The organism is Variovorax sp. P4_B10 (assembly GCF_056402375.1).
Map to the genome: position 1 here is coordinate 1 of NZ_JBFUHN010000036.1, position 20,908 is coordinate 20,908.

The following is a 20,908-nucleotide window of genomic DNA, read 5'->3' on the forward strand; positions in this document are numbered from 1 at the left end:
GGCGCAGTTCGGTGCGGCTCTGGGCAGTCTGCAGATCGAGGCGCACGCCCTGGCCCATCAGGGTCTTGAGTTCGATGTGGGCGTCGTCGCTGAGCGCGGTGAGTTCGAAGCGGAAGCCCCCGCCGTCGAGGGACTCCACGCCGTCGAGGCGCTCGGCCAGCAGCTTGTTGGCGCCCAAGGGGGTGTGCAGCACCAGCAGGCGGTCGCGCTGCGAAGTACCCACGCGCAGGAGCGCGCCTATCGAAATCGATGTGAAATCCGCCATATTTTTTTCTCTCCCTGTGACCCTCGATCCGCCATCGCACGCCGGAGCGCCGATGCGATCGTCTAGCGGAACTCACCGCTCCTGCTGCAGCTGGCCTTGATCAACGAAGCTCAGGCCCGATCCCTGCACCGCACGCAAAACTGCGCACGCTGCATGACCCGCAGACACCATGCGAATGAAATGATAGCCCGCGCATTCTTCCCGGCAAAGACGAAGCTGTGCCGACACAGGCCCAGCACCGCTTCATTGGTACTTTCAGATTACCGGCACTGTGGGGAGCACCACACAGTACGGTCGTGCGGCGGGTTCCGGCAACCCACCGGGAGTTGAAAAAATGAATGGAGGCGCGGACCGGAGTCGCATCAGCACCTGGGTAACATCGAGCTGCACACGAAGGCCATGGGGTTCTTGGTGACATGGAGTGTCTGGAGGCCAAGCAGTTGCAGAGTCAAGGCAAGCATGTCGAGATGCGGAAGATGATGGACGACGCCACAAACGCCCATGTGCGAGGCGGCCAGTGAAACGCCTGGCGGCTGGGCTGTTGTCGCTCGTGATGGCCGCCTGCGCAGCCGCGCCATTGAAGCGCTGCCCCGAGCCCCCGGAAGGCACCGACTTCGACGACTACTCAGATGAGGCGCTCAAGCGTGCCACCCAGGATGCTCCGGCGATCGCCTTTGTTCTTGGAAAAGGGCGGCGCGCCGAGCTTGCGGGGCTGCTGGCGCGCGGAGACGACCCCAACGCCTGCCTCTCGGGCATCAGCATGCTGGGCTTCAGCGCGTCATTCGGTGAACAGGAGGAAGTGCGCATGCTGCTCGATGCCGGTGCTCGAACGGACCGGCCACTCGACAGCGGCGGTGACACGCCCTTGTTTGCCGCACTGAGCAGCGGGCACTACGGGGCGGCGGAGCTGTTGCTGGCCCGCGGCGCAGACCCGTTGCACGTCGGCGACTTCGGCGCGACGGCGTTGCACAGGATGTCCATGGCGCCGGTGCCCACGAACGATGCAGGCCGCGCACAGCAACACCGCTGGGCGGATCGCCTGCTGGCGCTTGGGTTGGAGGTCGATGTCCGCCTCCCTCGGGGCACCACCCCACTGATGCTTGCCACGGCCCTGCGCAACCGAGAGCTGGCGGGCTTCCTGCTTGCCCGCGGCGCGAACCCGAATGCTCAGGACAACCGTGGCAGCTCTCCCGTCTCGCTCGCCCGAAAGCGTGGCGATGTTGATTGGATCGAACTGTTCGAGCGGGCGACGTCTGCGGGCATTTCACGTTAGGCGCACCGCAAGATGTCTTTCCAATCGTTGTGTCGCAGAACACTGTTTGCCATGGTGCCAATGCTTGCTTCCACACTCCTCCTTGCAGCGCCAGTCGATCGCCCCGCATCGGGCACTGACGTGGACGAGACACGCACGGTCGCACAGCGTCCCAAGCCACCTCCGGATTGTCTTTCGATCACGTTGAGCGGCGTCACCGTGCTCCTGGATCGGCAGGAGCTGGCCAGGAAAGCCGCCGCCCCGTCCTCTCCATGGACGACGGAGGCAGAACGGCTTGCACTCATCGAAAGTCAACGGGCATCCGCACTGCTGTCGGCTGCGACCACTGTCAAGGGTGAGAACGGCTGTACGCAAGTCAATGGGGCCCTGGATGGCGAGGCGAAGGCCATGGTGTTGGCCGCTCTGGAGAGCGGCGCCTCCACGGTCTTGATGAACGACTCGAAGCTCCCCATCGCCGCAGTGGCCATCCGCTACTTGGGCACCCGCTGCGGCCCGCTGTGCGGGCGAGGGCACATCATGGTGTACGTGCCGGGGCAAAGCAGGCCATTCCTGGTGCAGGACTGGTGGGTTTCTTAAACCATCAATTGACTACGCCCTTGGTACGGGCGCGCAGCACGAGTTATCGTGACTCCCAACCCTTCGAACGAGCGGACACACGCAACAGCGCATCCATGAATCCATCCAGCAAGAAAGAGCTGCGGCATCCCGTCCTGGGACACCTCGACTGCGTCTATGCCTACGACGTGGATCCAATGTGGCTTCCGAGATTTGGACTCACCGCAAGGCCCGAGCCCATAGGGGAAATATGGGAGCTATCGGAAAGGCAACCATTCATGGGCTCTGCCAACGCCCTCACTGTTTGCATCAACTCGGCCGATTGGGCCGAAGTGTTGGCCGGCAGATCCAAGGAAGGCGAATTCACCGAATTGTAGATCGATGCATACCACGCCTGTCTGCGCGAGATTGCGACGATTGAATCGCATGTCGCCCAAGCGGTTCTCGAGCACTACGATGAGTGCATCGAGTGCATCGACTACGGCCACGACGACTTCAAGCCCGTTGCATTGGCCGCCCCACTTATCCTTCAATGCAATCGCTGGGAACTGACGCTGCCTTGGAGAGACGCAGGACCGAGACAACTCCAGATCAGATGCCAATGCCCGTGGGAAAGTGAACACGGATTCTCTTGCGAGTTCGAGAACGAGCAACTCATTCGGGTCGAATAGGATTCCGTGCCATGTTCCAACCTGTGTGAGGCCGCCGAGCCGCCTCGGCGGTTGCATTCAGCGGGTGCCGTAGGCGACCAAAGGTTCACGATTGCTCGCCCACAGCCACACGGCAATGCCGCTCACGATCATGGGCACGCACAGCCACTGCCCCATGCTCATGCCCAGCGAGAGGAGGCCCAGGTGCGCATCGGGTTCGCGGAAGTACTCGGCGATGAAGCGGAACGTTCCGTAGCCGATCAGGAAGGCTGCGGCCACCTGGCCCTCACGGCGCTCGCGGCGGGCATACAGCCACAGCAGCACGAACAGCAGCAACCCTTCCAGCAGGAACTGGTACACCTGCGAGGGGTGGCGCGGCTGCATGGAGCCGCTGTGCGCAAACACCATGCCCCAGGGCAGGTCAGGGCTGGCAAAGCGGCCCCAGAGTTCGCCGTTGATGAAGTTGCCGACGCGGCCCGCTGCGAGGCCCGTGGGCACACAGGGCGACACGAAGTCGGCCACCTGCAACCAGGGGCGTTGGCGGGAGTGAGCAAACCACAGCATGGCTGCGATCACACCCAACAGCCCGCCGTGGAACGACATGCCAGGGGTCCATACAGCCAGAATTTCCAGCGGATGGCTCAGGTAGTAGCCGGGTTTGTAGAGCAAACAGTAGCCCAGGCGCCCGCCGATCACCACGCCGGCCACGCCCAGGAAGAGGATGTCCTCCACGTCCTTGCGCGTCCAAGCGCCCGGGCCGGTGATGGAGGCAAACGGCTGATGCCGCAGCCGGGCGCTGCCCAGCAACATGAACATGCAGAAGGCGGCAAGGTAGGTCAAGCCGTACCAGTGGATGGCCAAAGGGCCCACGTGAAGGGCGATGGGATCGATCTGGGGGTACGTCAACATGATGGGCGGCATTGTGCCCCCGCGAAATGGAGGCGCGGACCGGAGTCGAACCGGTCTGGGACGGATTTGCAATCCGTTGCACTGCCGCTTTGCTACCGCGCCGAATACTGGGAGTCCATGAAAGTCATGCGTGTGGCGTTCCGCAGGGGAGTCGAACCCCTGGCTTCCTCCTAGACAGGGAGGCACTCTGGCCACTGAGTTAGCGGAACGAAAGAAGAAAGAAAAATGGCAGGCCCTCAAGGATTCGAACCTTGGATGCCGGGATCAAAACCCGGTGCCTTGGACCGCTAGGCGAAGGGCCATCATGCTGGAGCCTCGTGTGGGATTCGAACCCACGATCTTCGGGATGAAAACCCGATGTCCTGACCGCTAGACGAACGAGACGAATAAATGGCGCGCACGGAAGGAGTCGAACCTTCAACCGCTGGGTTTGGAGTCCAGTGCTCTGCCAGTTGAGCTACACACGCGTGAATGAGGAAGAAGAAAAAAGAATGGTCTGAGTGGCAGGATTTGAACCTGCAGCCTCCTGCTTCCAAGGCAGGCCGTCTACCAGATTGACACTACACCCAGAGAAAAAACGATTGGTGCCCCAGGGGAGATTCGAACTCCCAGAATTCCGCTTCTAAGGCGGACACGTATGCCGGTTCCGTCACCGGGGCTGATGGGTCCGAGGCACGCGAACAAAAGGCCCGGAACCTTTCGGTGTCCGGGCCTCTGCTTGAGAGCGCTTGGGAGTGACGCGCCTACGCGCTTCCTCCACCCGGTGACACCTGATCCTCACAAGCGCAATCCCACGGATTGGCCTGGGTCTGGTTCGGACATTGATCGAGCGGCAAAGGCGGCAGCATGCCGAGGCCACCGCACAGCGCGACGCGCACGAGCGCCCGACCCGGTGCGGGTCGAATGCTGCCGATGCGGATCACTGCTGCTGCTTTCACGATGGTTCCTGTTTGCTGTGCGGCCGGGACCGCGAATGAGTCGGACTGTAAATAGTCTTTACCCTGCCGTCAACAGGTCTCGTCACTTATTTTCAACACCGTGTCTCGTGCACAGGGTCGAGCACGAGCCTGCTCCGGATGGCGACCACGAAAGCGCATCCGCGGCCCGTCGGGCTCTGCTTCAATTCGATCGTGCCGCCCATGCGCTGGCACGCCTGCCGCGCGATCGACAGGCCGAGCCCCGTGCCCTGTGTGGACGTGCCCGAGCCGCGATGAAAGCGCTCGAACACCAGGGCGTGCTCCTCCAGCGGAATGCCCGGCCCGCTGTCGACCACGGACAGCATCAGCACACCGTTTTCCAGGCGCAGCGTCACGACCACGTGCCCGCCTTCATCGACGTACTTGACGGCGTTGTCGAGCAGGTTGCGCAGCACCGATTCGTACAGCGGCACGGGCAGGCTGAAGTGCACGCTGTCCGGCGATTCGAGAATCAGCTCGAGCTGCCGGTCCGATGCGTCCTTCGACGCCTGCGCCAGGTGCCGCCGCGTCAACTCCGCAACGTCGATGCGCTGCACTGCGGGGCGCACCGATCCGTCCATGGTGGCCAGCTCCAGCAATTGCTGGATGAGGTGAGAGCCGCGTGCAATGGCATGTGCCAGGTGCTGTGCCGCATCTTGCCGCTCTTTCGGATCGGTGGAGCGCGACAGCACGTGAGCCTGTGCGCCGATCACCGCCAGCGGCGTTCGAAGCTCGTGGGCCGCATCGTTGACGAACGAGCGCTCGCGCTCCACCTTGCCTCGCAGTTGCGCCAGCAATCCTTCCAGGGCTTTCACGAGCGGCGCCAGCTCGGCGTACTTCGGATCGAAACCCAGTGGCGACAGGTCCTCCGCGCCACGCAGATCGATGCGCTCGCCGAGCGTGCGCAGCGGCTTGATGCCCTGGGCCGCGGCGATCCATACCGGGGCGAGCACGAAGGGAAACGCAATCAGAAACGGCATGACGAGGGAGCTTCCGAAGAACCCGATCAGCCACGTGATTCCCGAGTGCGGTTCACCGATCCACACCGACCAGCGCGCGTTGCGCCCCTCGTACAGCCAGTACCGCTGGCCATTGAGCGTGACGTCGACCATCTTCTCGGGTTCGCCGCGCACTGTCAGGCCGGCGATCTCGGGAGACGCATGAATCTCCTTGCCTTCGCGGTTGCGCAACATGAGGACAATCGTGCCGGGAAGCTCGCCCTCCTCGCGGCGCAGCGCGTTGAGCATCTTCGCCATCGTGTTCACGACGGAAACCGCAAGGTCCTCGCGCTCGATGCCGGCAAGCACCGAATTGAGTTCTCGGCCGACGCGCACCACGCCGGAATTCGTGCTCATGGTCATCCGGAAGCTGATGTACATGTGGGCCACCAGTGCGACCCACGCCAGCGTGAAGGCCAGCAGCAGCGACAGCGCCACGCGGCGCACCAGGCTGCGCTTGAACAGCCACTTCATGACGCGAGCATGTAGCCGACGCCGCGAACCGTCTTGATGCGCTCCGCGCCGATCTTGCGCCGCAGGTTGGACACGTGCACCTCGATGGCACCGAAGTCGACCGGCTCGCCCAATGGATCCAGCCGCTGCGACAGCATGCCCTTCGGAATCACCGCGCCGGGCTCGCGGGCCAGTTCGAGCATCAACTGGAATTCGCGCGGAGACAGGTCGAGCGGCACGCCGCCGAGCCGCGCCACATGGCTGCGCGGCTCGATCTCGAGTTCGCCGAAGGCCCATACATCGCTCGCCTGGTGCGCATAGCGCCGCCGCACGGCATGGATGCGCGCCACCAGCTCGGGCGTCGCGAAGGGCTTGACGACATAGTCGTCCGCACCGCCGTCGAGACCGGCCAGCCGGTCTTCGAGTGCGGAGCGCGCCGTGATGACGACGATGGGCACCGTGACGCCCGAGCGCCGCCAGCGCGAGAGCAGTTGCAGTCCCGATCCGTCGGGCAGGCTCACGTCGAGCAGCACGCATCCGCAGGCATCGCCTTCGAAAGAACGCGGCGCGTCGGCAATGCGGCGCAGCCATTCGATGCTGAAGCCCTCCGCCTTGAGGGCTTGCGAGAGGGCACGGCCCAGGTCGAGGTCGTCTTCGATGAGCAGGAGGTGCATGGCCGGATTGTCCGGCGCCAACCTTAAGCATTCCCAAAGGTTCGGCGTCCAAGAATGCGGCACCCCCGATGCACCGGGCCGCCGGGGGCAATGGCTGGTCGCCCGGATCGAATGGAGTATTTCGTGCTCACCGTTTTCAGAATCTCGAGGCGCCAGTCGCTGCTGGCAGTGGTTCTGGCCGCCATGCTTCTCTCGGCCTGTGGCGACCGCATGGGGGCGGCGGCTGCGGGCGATCCTCCAGCGGGCGCAGTGGCGGCGCATCTTGCCAACAAGGCAGAAGACCCGGGTGTACCCGGTCTGCGCGACGGCGAATCGCGCGTGATTCCACTTCTGGTTCAATGGCGTTGCAGCCTGAGCCGCTGCAGCCTCGTCGTCCGGTTGCGGCAGTCCGGCCTTGTGCGCGCTCTTCTGCGGCGGTAGCACGGCCGATTTTCGGGAGCGTCTTTTCGCCGACGCGATGAGGCCACAAAATGGCGCCCATGCCAAAGACGCTTCACTCCTCATTCTTCTCCGCGATGCTCGCCTGCCTCGTCTCGGCGTTCGTTGCAGCATCGGCCTCGGCCGCATCGCCGCGCGCCGTTCCCGGAGAGCCCGTGCCCGCGGGATCGCCCGTCGTGGGTCCGATCCATTTCCAGTTCGCCATCTACTATCCGGCGCGTCCTGCGGCAGATCCGCTGGCCTCGCTGCGCAGCCGCCTCGCCAGGATGGAAGGTGCGCCGAAGCTCGCTGCCTCGATGCCGTCGCCAGCCTCGGTGACCGAAGCGGTCGTCTTCGCGAACTGGAACACGACCACGGTGCAGAAAGAGTACCGGCCGCCGGGCACGGACCTGTTGCAGCGCTTCGGCCGCGGCCTTTCGCGCGAGCAGGCCGAGGCCCTGCAACGCACCGACAAGGCACTGATCCTCGACTTCGCGCATCCGGCGCCACAAGCCCGAACCGCACTGTCCAAGGCAACCGAGGTGGCGCTGCAGGTCGCACGCGACGGCAACGGCCTGCTGTGGGACGAGGAAACGCGCGAGGTCTTCACGCCCGACGAATGGCAGAAGCGCCGCATCGCCTCCTCGGAAAACGGAATTCCCGATGCCGCGGCGCACACGGTGATCCATGCCTACCGCAGCGACAACCTGGTGCGGGCCATCACGCTCGGCATGTCGAAGTTCGGCCTGCCCGACGTGGTGGTGAGCGACTTCTCGTGGTCTTCGAACCGGCCGATGGGCAACCTCGTCAACATGCTCGCGCAAGCCATGGTCGAAGGCGCCACCATTCCGCGCGCCGGCCAGTTCGACCTGGACCTGCGCGCGTTGAAGCACGCCGGCGCACGCGACCCGCAGCTCACGAACCTGAAGCCCAATGCAGCGTCCGTCGCCAGGCTTTCCCTGGTCAACGGCAAGTGGGAAAGCGGCGATCCGCAGAACCGCCTGTTCGAGATCCGCTTCGACCGCTACAAGGGACCCGACCGCCATGCGCAGCAGACCGCCCTGCTCACCGCCGTCTTCGGTGCCGACGAAGATTCGGTCACCCGCCTGAAGCACAACGACGAGCTGCTCGCGGCCAGCAAGGCGGCCGGCGCGCAGCTGCCCAGGCTGCGCGACGCCTTCAACAAGGGCCTGCAGCCCGGCGAGTACATCCTCGTGAAGGCGCCGTTCACCACGCGTGACGGCGGCAACGAATGGATGTGGGTGGAAGTCGCACGATGGAGCGGCGACACCATCGAAGGCCTGCTGAAGAACGAGCCCGTCGACGTGCCCAGCCTGCATGCCGGGCAGATGGTCAAGGTGTCGCAGGCCAAGCTCTTCGACTACATGCGCCGCCACCCCGACGGACGCGAAGAAGGCAACGAGACCAGCAAGATCATTGCGCGCATGCAGGGCGGGAAGAAGTAGCCGAAGAAAGGAGCCTCCAATGCACATCCGCGAACTCGCCACCGGCCTGCAGTTTCCCGAAGGCCCGATCGCCATGGACGACGGCTCGGTGCTGCTGGTCGAAATTGCGCGCGGCACGCTCACGCGCGTGCGGCACGACGGGCTGGTGCAGGTGGTGGCCGACCTCGGCGGCGGCCCGAACGGTGCAGCCATCGGGCCCGATGGCGCCGTCTATGTGTGCAACAACGGCGGCTTCAAATGGCACACCGAGGCCGACGGCTGCCACCGGCCCGTGGGCCAGGCCGCGGACTATTCGGGCGGGCGCATCGAGCGCGTGAACCTTGCCACCGGCCATGCCGAGCGGCTCTACGACACGGTCGAGGGCGGCGCGCTCTGCGGACCCAACGACATCGTGTTCGACGCGCAGGGCGGCTTCTACTTCACCGACCTGGGCAAGACGCGCGAACGCGACATGGACCGCGGCGGGCTGTTCTACGGCCACAGCGATGGCAGCGCCGCCAGCACGATCGCGCGGCCAGTGATGACGCCCAATGGCATCGCGCTCTCACCCGACGGCAACACGCTCTACTACGCCGAGACCGAAGGCGCACGCGTCTGGGCCTTCGACATCACCGCGCCGGGGCGCGTTCGCAAGGACGGCTGGCCTTCGCCGCATGGTGGACGCATGCTGTGCGCCTCACCGGGCGGACATTACCAGCGCTTCGACTCGATGGCGGTCGATGCGCTCGGCAATCTCTGCGTGGCCACGCTGCTGCATGGCGGCATCAGCATCGTCGCGCCCGATGGCAGCACGGTCGAGCACGTGCCCCTGCCCGACCGCTACACCACCAACATCTGCTTCGGCGGACGCGACCGGCGCACGGCCTACGTCACGCTCTCGGGCAGCGGCCGGCTGATTGCCATCGACGACTGGCCGACGCCGGGCCTTGCGCTGAACTTCGCGACCTGAGACTGCTAGGACACCACCTGGTAATACAGGTTCTGCGGATGCTTCGCCTGCGCGAAGAAGAACCAGCGCTCCGCCAGCAGGCCCGGCGCCTGCACCACCACCGCGAGCAGCCAGGGCAACGTGGCCGCACTGACCAGCCCCCACGCCAGCAGCAGCGCAGGCAGCACGAAGGCCAGCAGCAGGAAGCCGAGCTTCATGTTCTTGAGCGCGGCCAGCGAGGCGCCGTGAAAGAACTCGCGCGTGTTGAACGCCCCGGCCGACATGCCCATTGATTTCTGCACCAGCTTCTCGGTGCGAATGCCGGTGGCCGATTGCAGCGTCGACTTGTGGCGGATCCCCGCGTTGCGCCGCAGCGCCTGCCCGCGGGCAGCCCATGCGGCCAGCGTGGCAGCCAGCGCGCACGGACCGAAGACCTGCACGAAGCGCGCCTCGCCGGCCAGGGCGGCCATCGCGCAGGCCAGCACCAGTCCGGACGACAGGCCGATGAGCGTGAAGTTGACGATGGTCAGCGGATGCGCCCATTCCTCGATGAAGCGCAGGCAGGCATAGATCATCGCGGTGCAATACCAGAGCGCGGCAGCGCCGCACAGCACCAGCACGGGCAGCAGCCACGACCATGGCGCACCGGCGCCGAGCTGCAGCGACAGCCACCACAGCGCCACCAGCGCGATGAAGCCCGGAAGCACGATGACCTCGCGCGACATCCACGACGTGCGCCACATCAGCACCGCACGCCATGCGCGCGTCTTGCGGCCCAGGTGCATGAACGAGGCCGCGAGCCCCGCGACGAGCAGCACCTCGGCCACACCCAGCGCCAGCGTCAGGAAACCCGGCGCCATGGCCAGGCCGAACAGCGCCGCCAGCGCGAGCGTGAACACCAGGCCCTGCGCCGCACCGGCCAGCGTGGTGAAGAAGAGAATCGAGAGCGCGGGGTGCATGCCTTCGTCACCCCTGCGTGTCGGCCGGCTGCGTGATGCGGCGCGGCAGGTACTGGTTGGCCGGGCTGGTTTCCCACTCGGGCATCAGCGGGTAGCCGCCGCGCTCGCGGATGGCCTTCGACACGTCGGAGTCCGGGTCCTTCACGTCGCCGAAGATCCGCGCACCCGTCGGGCAGGCCTTCACGCAGGCGGGCTTGCGATCTTCCTTGGGCAGGTGCTCGTCGTAGATGCGGTCGACGCAGAGCGTGCACTTGGTCATGACCTGGCGCTCCTCGTCGAGCTCGCGCGCGCCGTAGGGGCAGGCCCATGCGCAGTACTTGCAGCCGATGCACTTGTCGTAGTCGACCAGCACGATGCCGTCCTCCTTGCGCTTGTAGCTCGCGCCCGTGGGGCACACGGGCACGCAGGGCGGGTCTTCGCAGTGCAGGCAGCTCTTGGGAAAATGGATGGTCTCGGTGGCCGGGAAGGCGCCGGCCTCGTAGGTCTGTACGCGGTTGAAGAAGGTGCCGGTCGGGTTGGCGGCGTAGGGCCGCTCGTCGGCCAGCGGGCCGGCACTGCCGGAAGTGTTCCACTGCTTGCAGGAGGTCACGCAGGCATGGCAGCCGACGCAGACGTTGAGGTCGATGACGAGGGCGAGTTGCTTCGCCAGCGTCTCGCCCTGCTCCGCGCGTTTGGATTGGCTCCCTCTCCCGCWWGCGGGAGAGGGGGCAAAGCCGAAGCCGGGGCCATCAGGTCTTTCAACCACTGCATCATTTCCTGCGCCCCGCAAAGTAGGTCAACACACTCGCCGCCTTCCCCAGCACGCCGGGCGCACTCGGCATGCTCGCGATCTGCGGAAAGCTCTCCTTCGGCTCGCCGGGATCGGCCGGCCGGATGCGCACCCGCACGTCGTACCAGCCCGCCTGCCCGGTGATCGGATCCGAGTTGCTGATGCGCCCGCTCGCGGTGCCTTCGCACGGCAGTTCCTCGCTGATCAGGTGGTTGAGCAGGAAGCCCTTGCGCGCCTCGTCCGAACCGGGCGCGAGTTGCCACGCGCCATCGGCCTTGCCGATCGCGTTCCACGTCCACACCGTGCCGGGTTCCACCGCCTCGCTGTAGCGCAGCATGCAGCGCACCTGGCCCCACTGGCTTTCGACCCAGCACCAGCCGCCATCGGCAATGCCCGCGGCCTGCGCGGTGAGCGGGTTCACATGCAGGTAGTTGTGGCTGTGAATCTGCCTGAGCCACGCGTTCTGCGAATCCCACGAGTGGTACATCGCCATCGGCCGCTGCGTGAGCGCATTGAGCGGATAGGCCGCCAGATCGGTTGCGGCCTCTTCGAGCGGCGGGTACCAGAAGGGCAGCGGATCGAAGTAGGTTTCGATGCGTTCGCGCAGTGCATCGGGCGGCTGCCGCCCCGGGCTCTTGCCCTGCGCCGCGAGCCTGAAGCTCTGCAGCGTGTCGGAGTACAGCGCCAGCTGCACCGGGTCGTTGCGCTGGCGCCAGCCCTTGTCTTTCGCGAAGTCGAGGTACGCCCGGTTCCAGTTGCGCATGTAGTGCATGGTCTCGGGCATGTGGTACTGGAACACGCAGTTGTTCTGCGCATACGCTTCCCACTGCTTCGGGTTCGGTGCGCCGCGCAGATGCTCGGTGCCGTCCTTGCCGCGCCAGCCCATCAGAAAACCGATGCCGGGCTGCGGCTCGAAGTTGACGACGAAGTCCGGGTAGCCGCTGAACTTGCGCCCGCCCTCGGGCGTGGTGAAGGCCGGAAACTTCAGGCGCGACGCCAGCTCGATCAGCACCTCCTGGAAAGGCTTGCACTCCCCGGTCGGCGGCACCACCGGCACGCGCACCGAATCGACAGGCCCGTCGAATTCCGAGATCGGCCGGTCGAGCATGCCCATCACGTCGTGGCGTTCGAGGTAGGTGGTGTCGGGCAGCACCAGGTCGGCAAAGGCCACGGTCTCGCTCTGGAAGGCGTCGCACACCACGAGGAACGGGATCATGTGCTCGCCCTTCTCGTCCTTGCGGTTGAGCATCTCGCGCACGCCCATGGTGTTCATGCTGGAGTTCCAGGCCATGTTGGCCATGAAGATCAGCAGCGTGTCGATGCGGTAGGGGTCGCCCTTCACCGCATTGGTGATCACGTTGTGCATGAGCCCGTGCGCCGACAGCGGGTGCTCCCACGAGAAGGCATGGTCGATGCGGATCGGCGAGCCGTCGGGGTTGATCGCCAGCTCCTCGGGGTTGGCCGGAAAGCCCAGCGGCGCGGCGTTGAGCGGCGTGTTGGGCTGGATCATGCCGGGGTCGTTGAAGGCCCGGTAGTTGGGCACGATGTGGCGCGGGTACGGCGCCTTGTGGCGAAAGCCGCCGGGCGCGTCGATGGTGCCGAGCACGCTCATCAGCACCGCCAGCGCCCGCACGGTCTGGAAGCCGTTGGAGTGGGCGGCCAAGCCGCGCATCGCATGAAAGGCCACGGGCCGCGCCTGCGTGGTCGGGTGCTGCTTGCCCCAGGCATCGGTCCACGGAATGGGCAGCTCGAAGGCCTGCTGCAGCGCCGTCTCGCCCATCTCGCGGGCGAGCTTGCGGATGCGCGCGGCGTCGATGCCGGTGATGGCCTGCGCCCATTCGGGCGTGCAGCTCGCCACGCGGTCGCGCAGCAGCTGGAACGAGGGCGCGACACGCGTGCCGTCGGCCAGCGTGTAGTGGCCTTCGAGCGCCGGATCGCAACCGTCGGCAATGCCTTCGGGGTAGGCGGGCTTCACGCTGCCGCTTGCCTTGTCCCACACCAGCTTGTTGTGCGGATGGCGCCCGTCGCCCGGCGGGCCGCGCTCCGGGTCGAAGGCGAACAGCCCTTCGCGCTCGCAGTCGTCCAGCACCACGAGTTGGGGTGCGTTGGTGAAGCGCTTGAGAAAAGCGTGGTCGACCAGCTCGTTGCCGATTAGCTCGTGCAGCAGCGCCATGAACAGCGCGCCGTCGGTGCCCGGCTTGATCGGAATCCACTCGTCCGCAATCGCCGAGTAGCCCGTGCGCACCGGGTTGATCGAGATGAAGCGCCCACCCGCGCGCTTGAACTTGCCGATCGCCATCTTCATCGGGTTGCTGTGGTGGTCTTCGGCCGTGCCGATCATCACGAACAGCTTGGCGCGCTCCAGGTCGGGCCCGCCGAATTCCCAGAAGCTGCCGCCGATGGTGTAGATCATTCCCGCGGCCATGTTGACCGAGCAGAAGCCGCCGTGCGCCGCGTAGTTGGGCGTGCCGAACTGGCGCGCGAACAGGCCCGTGAGCGCCTGCATCTGGTCGCGCCCGGTGAACAGCGCAAACTTCTTCGGATCGGTCGCGCGGATGTGGCCGAGCCGCTCGGTCAGCATGCCGTAGGCGCGCTCCCAGCTGATCGGCTCGAACTCCCCGGCCCCGCGCTCGCTGCCCGCCTTGCGCAGCAGCGGCTGCGTGATGCGCGCGGGCGACACCTGCTTCATGATGCCCGAGGAGCCCTTGGCGCAGATCACGCCCTGGTTCAGCGGGTGGTCGGGGTTGCCGTCGATGTAGCGCACCTCGGGCCCGTTCTCGCCCTCGCGCAGGTGCACGCGGATGCCGCAGCGGCAGGCGCACATGTAGCAGGTGGTGGTCTTGACCTCGGTGTCCGCCGTGGGCGTCGGCGCGGTGAGCGGATCGTGCACGGGCTCTCGGGAGAGGAAACTGAACACGGGCGGTCCTTTTTGTTTTTCAAGCGGGGGCAGCGCCGATGTTAGGGAGCTTCAATCAAACGAAAAAGCGGAGAATATCGCTCACGATGACCGGAAAAACAGATCAGCAGATTACCCAGCGCCTGCGCCTCAACCTGCGCCAGCTCGAGGTGTTCGTGGCCACCGCGCGCGGCGGCAGCACCCGCGCCGCGGCCGACCGCGTCGCGCGCTCGCAGTCGGCCGCGAGCAGCGCGCTGGCCGACCTGGAAACTTCCGTGGGTGCCCTGCTGTTCGACCGGCTCGGCCGCCGGCTGGTGCTCAACGAGAACGGCCGCGCGCTGCTGCCCAAGGCCCAGGCACTGCTCGACCAGGCGGGCGAGGTGGAGGCGCTCTTCAGCGGCGAGCATGCGGCGCCGCTGCGCGTGGCGGCCAGCTTCACCATCGGCGAATACCTGCTGCCCGAGCGCGTGTCGCAATGGACCCTGCTTCACCCGCAGAGCCAGGTGCACCTGCACATCGCGAACACGCGCGACGTGATCGAGGCGGTGGCCGGGTTCGATGTCGATGTCGGCTTCATCGAGGGACCGCAGACACACCCCGACCTCGTGGTGCGCGCATGGCGCGAGGACGAGCTGGTGATCGTCGCCGCGCCGGGCCATGCGCTCGCGAACCGCATCGCCACGCACCGGCAGCTGTCGCAAGCCACCTGGGTGCTGCGCGAGCACGGCTCGGGCACGCGGCAGGTCACCGATGCCTGGCTGATCCAGAACCTCGAGCAGGTGCGCGTGGGCTTCGAGCTCGGCAGCACCGAGGCCATCAAGCGCGTGGTGGCCTCGGGCACCGGCCTCGCCTGCCTCTCGCGCTACACGGTGGCGCAGGCGCTGGAAGACGGCCACCTGATCGAGCTGCGCACGCGGCTGCCGGCGGGCATGCGGCGGCTGGCCACGGTGATGCACCGCGACAAGCTGCTGGGCCGCGCGACCACGGATTTCTTGCGGCATTGCGGGGCGACAGTGCCGCGCGCAGGCCACCGCCCGCTCTAGGGCCTGTTCACACCACGCCTTTCTTCGCCCCCCCGGTCAGCGACGCGACCGAAGGCACGATCCAGCGCCGGTCATTGAGCAGTCGCCGGATGCACTCGCGCAGCCACTGATGCGCCGGGTCGACGCGGTGACGCGGGTGCCATGCCATGCGCAGGGGTTCGGATTGCACCGCAACCGGCAGCTCGAAAATCGCCAGGCCGAGCGAAGCAGCCATGCCCCGTGCGGGGCGTTCGGAAACACTGGCCACGAGTTCGGTGCGCGAGGCGGCGATCAGCGCCGAGAAAGTGCTCGGCACGAGCAGCGCCAATTGGCGTTGCAAACCCAGTTCGGCCAGGGCCGTGTCCACCGGCGAAGGCTCGCCTTGGCGCAGCGTGACGCCGACGTGACGCGCAGCTGCATATCGCTCTGCCGTCATGGGCGTCTTCTTCAACCCCTTCAGCAGCGGATGTCCGGCGCGTGCGGCGCCCACCAGTGTTTGCTCCGACAGCACCAGGGTCTCGGTTTCGGGATCGGCGCCTCGAAAGCTGCCCACATCCAGGTCGATGCGCCCTTCGCGCAAAGCGCCCGGGTCCGCGTGGGTTTCAGGGAGGAACTGAAGCGCAGCCAACGGCATTTCGATCTCCAGCGCCTGCGACAGGCTGGCCCCGAACACCACGGCAATGCCCTCGGGCGCACGCACGACAAAGCGCCGCCGCACGGCAGCCAGGCTTTCCGCGTCTGCAGGTGCGCGCAACGCCTGTGCCTGTGCGAGCAAGGCGCGCACGGGCTCTGCCAGCGCAAGGGCGCGCGGCGTCGGCACGAGCTTTCGGCCGGCGCGCACGAGGATCGGGTCGCCGAACGACTCGCGGATGCGTGCCAGCGTGTGGCTCATGGCGGGCGTGCTCAGGTGCATCCGCGCGGCGGCCGCCGTCACGCTGCCGGTGGACAGCAGTGCATCGAGCGCGGTCAACAGGTTGAGGTCGTATGTGTTCGCCATACGAAATCATATGTTCAATACATTGCACCGTACAAAATCATTGCCGATTCCGACACTGGCGCCCCTTGCCACGATCGAAACGGTTCCATGAAAGCCTTACGCACTTCTTCGCCCCTGCTGCCATTCGCCATGCTCGTGCTGACGCTCATCCTCGCGGCGCTCGACCAGACCATCCTGTCCACTGCGCTGCCCGTCATTGCACGCGAGCTCACGGGAGGCTGGCCGCTGGCCTGGGTGTTCTCGGCCTATCTGCTGGCCGCGACGGTGGTCATTGCGCTGTACGGGCGCCTGGCGGATGTGCTGGGCAAGAAGCCGATGCTGCTGTTGGCGATCGGCTTGTTCCTGGTGGGTTCGCTGGCCTGCGGGGCGAGCCAGGATCTGCGGCAACTGGTGCTTGCGCGAGCCCTGCAAGGCGCAGGCGGCGGCGGCCTGATGACGCTCACCATGCTGACCGTTCCCGACTTGTTCGCGCCCGACCAGCGCGGCCGCTACCAGGCGCTGCTCGGCGCGGCATACGGCGTGTCCACCATGTTCGGTCCCTTGTTGGGTGGCGCACTGGTGGAGCACCTGTCGTGGCATTGGGCGTTCTGGATGAACGTGCCGCCCGCGGCGCTGGCCTGGGGCGTGCTGGCATCGACCCTGCCATCGAAGCCGGCGCCGGCGGAAGCACCGACTCCGGAGGGACGGCAGCGCATGCGTATCGACTGGCTGGGCGCAGCGCTCCTCACGGCCGCTCTCGTCTTCTTGTTGCTGGCCACCCAGCACGGCCATCTCGATCTGCCCGAGCGCGTTTCGCTGTGGCTTCTGTTGGGCCTGGGGGCCACGTCCACGCTGGCTTTCGTCTGGCGGCAGCATCGCGCCGCACACCCCTTGCTGCCGCTGTCGCTGTTCGCCCGGCCCGCCTATGCGGCGGTCAGCTTCATCGGGATGGCCAGCGGCGTTGCACTCTACGCCGCCGTGGTGTTCCTGCCGCAGTACCTGCAGATCGGCTTGCACCTGTCGCCCACCGGTTCTGCGTGGCACTTGCTGCCCTTGATGGCAGGCATCACCGTGGCGGCCGTGACCAGCGGCAAGCTGCTCCGCGCACAGAGGCCTGTCGCCTCGATGGCGCGGACGGCCTGTGCGCTGATGTTGCTGTCCTTTGGCCTGATCGTGGGTGTGCTGCGCTGGTTTCCTGGTGAGCCCCTGGCGCTGTCGGCCGCCCTGCTGCCACTGGGACTGGGACTCGGACTGCTCTTCCCCATCGTCACGGTGGTGGCGCAGCGCGTGTCGCCTGCGCAGCACATGGGCATCGCCACGGCGGCACCCATCATGCTGCGCAGCCTTGGCGGCGCGGCGGGTGTGGCACTGCTGGCTGCGCTGCTCACGCACCTGATCCATCGGGAACTGGCCGCGGTGGGTGCCTTGGCACATCGTGGAGCGGCGGATGCCGTTACGGCGGCGCTGGGGCACGGGCTGCAATCCGTGTTCGGCTGCGCCGCGGTGGCAGCGCTTCTTGCGCTGGTGGCCTCGGGCTGGTTGGTGCAGACACGGCCTCACGAGGGACCGGCGAAGGACGGCCTGCTCGAACCCACCTCGTGAAGCCGGCCCGGATCGCGCGCCGGGCGCAGGTCATCGAGGCGGTGGATGCCCGGCCTGTTGGCGCAACGCGCGCGCGGTGTGCCGCGCAATCACCGCCTCTTCGTCGGTCTTGAACACCCAGGCACTGACGGGGCTCTGCGGCGTGGTCAGCCGCGTGGCGCCGGCAGTGTTGGCGTTCGCATCGACATCGATACCGAGCCACCCGCACTGCCCGAGAATGCGCTCGCGCAGCGCAGCGGCGTTCTCGCCGATGCCGCCGGTGAACACGACGGCATCCACGCCGCGCAGCGCCGCGGCAAGACTGCCCATGTGCTGCACCACCTGCTCGGTGAAATGAGCGATGGCTTCGGCAGCGGCCGGCACGGCGGAGGCCTCGAGTTCGCGCATGTCGCTCGACACGCCCGACAGCCCCAGCAGACCCGATTCGCGGAACAGCAGCTTTTCGACCTCGTCCGCCGACATGCCTCGCGAACGCATCAGGTACAGCACCACGGCCGCATCGAGATGGCCGCAGCGGGTGCCCATGGTGAGGCCGTCGAGTGGGGAAAAGCTCATCGTCGTTGCCACCGACCGGCCCTGCGCCACGGCACACATCGAAGCCCCGTTGCCCAGGTGCGCGACGATCACGCGTTGCTGCGCGAGCTGCGGCGCAAGCTGCGCGAACTGCGTCACGATCGATTCGTAGGACAAGCCATGAAAGCCATAGCGCCGCACGCCCGCGTCGTGCAGCGCGCGCGGCAGCGCAAAGCGGCGGTTCACGTCGGGCTGCGCTGCATGAAAGGCGGTGTCGAAGCACAGCACCTGCGGCACGCCGCCAAAGGCCTGCATCGCGGCGCGCACGCCCGCGAGGTTGTGCGGCTGGTGCAGCGGCGCGAGCGGTTCGAGCGCAGTCAATTCGGCCAGCACCGCGTCATCGACGCGCACCGGCTCCACGAAGTTCACGCCACCATGCACGATGCGGTGCCCGACCGCGGCGATGCGGCCACCGCCGCCCTGCCGCGCATGCCAGTCGAGCAGCGCGGCCAGCGCGCCCTGGTGCGAACGGCTGTCGCCTTCCAGCGCGGCGTCGTGCAGCGTGTGGCCTTCCGCATTGCGCACGCGCAGCCGCGCCTTCAGCCCCGCGCCGAGGCCGTCGGCCTCGCCCGACCAGCGCGCAGCGGGCAGCGCACCGCCCTCGCCGGCTGCCTCGAACAGCGCGGCCTTGATCGAGGACGACCCGGCGTTGAGTGTTAGCAGCGAATCGGTCAGACGTAGTCCTTGTACTTGTCGAGGAATCGTACCGGCTTCGACAGCGCATCGCGGCGGAACGGATCGCCGAGCTCGCGCGTGCACATGATCTCGATGACGCAGGTCTTGCCTTCGTTCATCTGCATGTCGATGGCCTTCTTGAGCGCGGGGCCCACGTCTTCGAGCCTGTCGACCACGATGCCTTCGGCGCCCATGGCCTTGGCGATGCCCGCGAAGCTTTCGCTTTCGAGTTCGCCCGCGACGAAGCGGCGGTTGTAGAAGTCGACCTGGTTCTTCTTCTCGGCGCCCCACTGGCGGTTGTGGAAGACCACGGCCGTGACCGGAATGTCGTGGCGCACGGCCGTCATGATCTCGACCATGCTCATGCCCCAGGCGCCGTCGCCGGCATAGGCCACGGCCGGTCGGTCGGGCGCGGCGCACTTGGCGCCGATCATGGTCGGCAGCGAGTAGCCGCAGTTGCCGAAGCTCATCGGCGCGAAGAAGCTGCGCGGTTCCTCGAAGCGCAGGTAGCTGTTGGCAATGGCGTTGATGTTGCCGATGTCGGTGGAGACCATCACGCGCGGCGGCATGGCCTTCTCGAGTTCGCGCAGCACCTGGCGCGGGTGCAGGTAGCTGCCGCCCGTCGGCGTCTTCTCGCCCTTGGCTTCCTCGATGGCGTCGAGGCTGAAGGGGTCGCGCTCGTGGGTCCACTCGTCGAGCTCTTTTTCCCACGCGGCCTTCTCGGCCTTGATCTTCCCGGCGCGCTCGGCCTTGGTGGCGTCGCAGGCGAGCGTTTTGCCTTGCAGGCGCTTGAGCAGTTCCTTGGCGGTGGCCTTGGCGTCGCCGTGGATGCCGACGGTGATCTTCTTCACCAGCCCGAGGTTGGTGTGGTCGGCTTCGACCTGGATGATCTTCGCGTCCTTCGGCCAGTAGTCCATGCCGTGCTGCGGCAGCGTGCCGAAGGGCCCCATGCGCGAGCCGAGCGCGAGCACCACGTCGGCCTGCGCGATCAGCTTCATCGCGGCCTTCGAGCCCTGGTAGCCCAGCGGGCCGGCCCACAGCGGGTGGCTCGCGGGGAAGGAGTCGTTGCGCAGGTAGCCGTTGGCCACGGGGGCACCCAGTCGTTCGGCGAGCGCCTGGCACTCCGCCACCGCATCGCCCATCACCACGCCGCCGCCCGAGAGGATCACGGGAAACTTCGCCGAGGCCAGCAGCTCGACGGCCGCGTTCAGGCTGTTCTCGCCGCCCGCGCCGCGTTCCACGCGCATGGGCTTCGGAATCTCGGTCGTGATCTCGCCGTAGAAGTGGTCGCGCGGGATGTTGAGCTGCGTCGGGCCCATCTCGGAGATGGCGCGATCGAAGCAGCGCGCCGTGTACTCGGCCATGCGCTTGGGGTTGTTCACGTGGCCCTGGTACCTGGTGAACTCCTGGAACATCGGCAGCTGGTTGGCTTCCTGGAAGCCGCCGAGGCCCATGCCCATGGTGCCGGTCTCGGGCGTGATCATGACCACCGGGCTGTGCGCCCAGTAGGCGGCCGCGATGGCGGTCACGCAGTTGCTGATGCCGGGACCGTTCTGCCCGATCACGAGGCCATGGCGGCCCGAGACGCGCGCGTAGCCGTCCGCCATGTGCGCGCCGCCCTGCTCGTGAACCACCGGAATCAGGCGGATGCCGGCGGGCGCGAAGATGTCCATCGCGTCCATGAAGGCCGAGCCCATGATGCCGAAGATGTCGGTCACGCCGTTGGCGACCATGGTCTCGACGAAGGCCTCGGAAGGCGTCATCTTCTGCACGCCGGTGACGGCTTCGCGGGCGGGTTCGGCGGGTTGCTTCTGGCTCATGGAAGGCGTCTCCTGAAGGAATGGGGCGGTCGGTGGCGTTTCAAAATCCGGAACCACTTGTTCCGGATTTCT

Annotated in this window: 18 protein-coding genes, 6 tRNA genes and 1 pseudogene; 8 read left to right on the forward strand and 17 right to left on the reverse strand. The window is 66.7% G+C overall.

Annotation, left to right across the window (positions count from 1 at the left end):
* Positions 1–265 (reverse strand): annotated as a pseudogene (locus tag AC1DXX_RS17730) (hypothetical protein); the annotation flags it as partial.
* Positions 266–782: 517 nt separating this feature from the next.
* On the opposite strand from AC1DXX_RS17730, the gene AC1DXX_RS17735 reads away from it, so the two are divergent.
* The 3 genes from AC1DXX_RS17735 to AC1DXX_RS17745 all read left to right on the forward strand — a co-directional run bounded on the left by AC1DXX_RS17735 (position 783) and on the right by AC1DXX_RS17745 (position 2,764).
* On the forward strand, positions 783–1,538 hold the full coding sequence (locus AC1DXX_RS17735) for an ankyrin repeat domain-containing protein (protein WP_478135521.1): 756 nt from the start codon (positions 783–785) through the stop codon (positions 1,536–1,538).
* A 120-nt stretch (positions 1,539–1,658) separates the two neighbouring features.
* The gene (locus tag AC1DXX_RS17740; RefSeq protein WP_478135522.1) at positions 1,659–2,114 is read left to right on the forward strand and encodes a hypothetical protein; all 456 of its coding nucleotides are present in this window, start codon (positions 1,659–1,661) and stop codon (positions 2,112–2,114) included.
* Positions 2,115–2,470: 356 nt separating this feature from the next.
* Complete coding sequence (locus AC1DXX_RS17745; RefSeq protein WP_478135583.1) at positions 2,471–2,764, forward strand: DUF6985 domain-containing protein; 294 nt, start codon at positions 2,471–2,473, stop codon at positions 2,762–2,764.
* A 57-nt stretch (positions 2,765–2,821) separates the two neighbouring features.
* Here AC1DXX_RS17745 and lgt read toward each other — a convergent pair whose 3' ends face one another.
* From lgt to AC1DXX_RS17795, 10 genes are all read right to left on the reverse strand, one after another.
* The gene (lgt, locus tag AC1DXX_RS17750) at positions 2,822–3,652 is read right to left on the reverse strand and encodes a prolipoprotein diacylglyceryl transferase (protein ID WP_478135523.1); all 831 of its coding nucleotides are present in this window, start codon (positions 3,650–3,652) and stop codon (positions 2,822–2,824) included.
* Between the two features lie 27 nt (positions 3,653–3,679).
* Positions 3,680–3,754 (reverse strand) — tRNA-Cys (locus AC1DXX_RS17755).
* A gap of 31 nt (positions 3,755–3,785) precedes the next feature.
* Positions 3,786–3,861: transfer RNA gene (locus AC1DXX_RS17760), tRNA-Asp, on the reverse strand.
* Between the two features lie 99 nt (positions 3,862–3,960).
* A tRNA-Glu gene (locus AC1DXX_RS17765) sits at positions 3,961–4,036 on the reverse strand.
* Between the two features lie 7 nt (positions 4,037–4,043).
* Positions 4,044–4,119, reverse strand: a tRNA-Trp gene (locus AC1DXX_RS17770).
* A gap of 25 nt (positions 4,120–4,144) precedes the next feature.
* Positions 4,145–4,222, reverse strand: a tRNA-Pro gene (locus tag AC1DXX_RS17775).
* A gap of 12 nt (positions 4,223–4,234) precedes the next feature.
* A tRNA-Leu gene (locus tag AC1DXX_RS17780) sits at positions 4,235–4,311 on the reverse strand.
* An 84-nt stretch (positions 4,312–4,395) separates the two neighbouring features.
* Positions 4,396–4,590 carry a hypothetical protein gene (locus AC1DXX_RS17785; protein ID WP_478135524.1) on the reverse strand — a complete coding sequence of 65 codons (195 nt, stop codon included), beginning with the start codon at positions 4,588–4,590 and terminating at the stop codon, positions 4,396–4,398.
* A gap of 92 nt (positions 4,591–4,682) precedes the next feature.
* Positions 4,683–6,044, reverse strand: coding sequence for a sensor histidine kinase (locus AC1DXX_RS17790; RefSeq protein ID WP_478135525.1), 1,362 nt, complete (start codon positions 6,042–6,044; stop codon positions 4,683–4,685).
* Positions 6,045–6,076: 32 nt separating this feature from the next.
* Complete coding sequence (locus AC1DXX_RS17795; protein WP_478135526.1) at positions 6,077–6,733, reverse strand: response regulator; 657 nt, start codon at positions 6,731–6,733, stop codon at positions 6,077–6,079.
* Between the two features lie 123 nt (positions 6,734–6,856).
* Here AC1DXX_RS17795 and AC1DXX_RS17800 point away from each other — a divergent pair, with 123 nt between their 5' ends.
* The 3 genes from AC1DXX_RS17800 to AC1DXX_RS17810 are packed head-to-tail and all read left to right on the forward strand — an operon-like array spanning position 6,857 to position 9,565.
* Positions 6,857–7,153: a hypothetical protein gene (locus AC1DXX_RS17800; RefSeq protein ID WP_478135527.1), complete on the forward strand. Its 297-nt coding sequence runs from the start codon at positions 6,857–6,859 to the stop codon at positions 7,151–7,153.
* Positions 7,154–7,212: 59 nt separating this feature from the next.
* Positions 7,213–8,616, forward strand: a complete 1,404-nt coding sequence (locus tag AC1DXX_RS17805) for a DUF2314 domain-containing protein (protein WP_478135528.1) — start codon at positions 7,213–7,215, stop codon at positions 8,614–8,616.
* A 19-nt stretch (positions 8,617–8,635) separates the two neighbouring features.
* Entirely contained in the window at positions 8,636–9,565 is a 930-nt protein-coding gene (locus AC1DXX_RS17810) for an SMP-30/gluconolactonase/LRE family protein (protein ID WP_478135529.1), read from the forward strand.
* A gap of 5 nt (positions 9,566–9,570) precedes the next feature.
* Here the strand turns inward: AC1DXX_RS17810 and AC1DXX_RS17815 are convergent, their stop codons facing one another.
* The 3 genes from AC1DXX_RS17815 to AC1DXX_RS17825 are packed head-to-tail and all read right to left on the reverse strand — an operon-like array spanning position 9,571 to position 14,189.
* Positions 9,571–10,503 carry a dimethyl sulfoxide reductase anchor subunit family protein gene (locus AC1DXX_RS17815; protein ID WP_478135530.1) on the reverse strand — a complete coding sequence of 311 codons (933 nt, stop codon included), beginning with the start codon at positions 10,501–10,503 and terminating at the stop codon, positions 9,571–9,573.
* Positions 10,504–10,510: 7 nt separating this feature from the next.
* Positions 10,511–11,248, reverse strand: coding sequence for a 4Fe-4S dicluster domain-containing protein (locus AC1DXX_RS17820; protein WP_478135531.1), 738 nt, complete (start codon positions 11,246–11,248; stop codon positions 10,511–10,513).
* A gap of 4 nt (positions 11,249–11,252) precedes the next feature.
* On the reverse strand, positions 11,253–14,189 hold the full coding sequence (locus tag AC1DXX_RS17825; protein WP_478135532.1) for a molybdopterin oxidoreductase family protein: 2,937 nt from the start codon (positions 14,187–14,189) through the stop codon (positions 11,253–11,255).
* Between the two features lie 86 nt (positions 14,190–14,275).
* Here AC1DXX_RS17825 and AC1DXX_RS17830 point away from each other — a divergent pair, with 86 nt between their 5' ends.
* The gene (locus AC1DXX_RS17830) at positions 14,276–15,211 is read left to right on the forward strand and encodes a LysR family transcriptional regulator (RefSeq protein WP_478135533.1); all 936 of its coding nucleotides are present in this window, start codon (positions 14,276–14,278) and stop codon (positions 15,209–15,211) included.
* A gap of 7 nt (positions 15,212–15,218) precedes the next feature.
* Here the strand turns inward: AC1DXX_RS17830 and AC1DXX_RS17835 are convergent, their stop codons facing one another.
* Positions 15,219–16,187: a LysR family transcriptional regulator gene (locus AC1DXX_RS17835; protein WP_478135534.1), complete on the reverse strand. Its 969-nt coding sequence runs from the start codon at positions 16,185–16,187 to the stop codon at positions 15,219–15,221.
* 87 nt (positions 16,188–16,274) lie between these two features.
* Here AC1DXX_RS17835 and AC1DXX_RS17840 point away from each other — a divergent pair, with 87 nt between their 5' ends.
* A complete protein-coding gene (locus AC1DXX_RS17840; protein ID WP_478135535.1) occupies positions 16,275–17,768 on the forward strand; it encodes an MFS transporter in 1,494 nt (497 codons plus the stop codon).
* A gap of 30 nt (positions 17,769–17,798) precedes the next feature.
* On the opposite strand, the gene AC1DXX_RS17845 is transcribed toward AC1DXX_RS17840, so the two are convergent.
* Together AC1DXX_RS17845 and xsc are read right to left on the reverse strand one after the other, a co-directional pair.
* On the reverse strand, positions 17,799–19,016 hold the full coding sequence (locus tag AC1DXX_RS17845) for an acetate/propionate family kinase (protein WP_478135584.1): 1,218 nt from the start codon (positions 19,014–19,016) through the stop codon (positions 17,799–17,801).
* Complete coding sequence (xsc, locus tag AC1DXX_RS17850) at positions 19,013–20,836, reverse strand: sulfoacetaldehyde acetyltransferase (protein ID WP_478135536.1); 1,824 nt, start codon at positions 20,834–20,836, stop codon at positions 19,013–19,015. Before xsc ends, AC1DXX_RS17845 begins: the two co-directional genes overlap by 4 nt.
* Positions 20,837–20,908 lie beyond the last annotated feature (72 nt).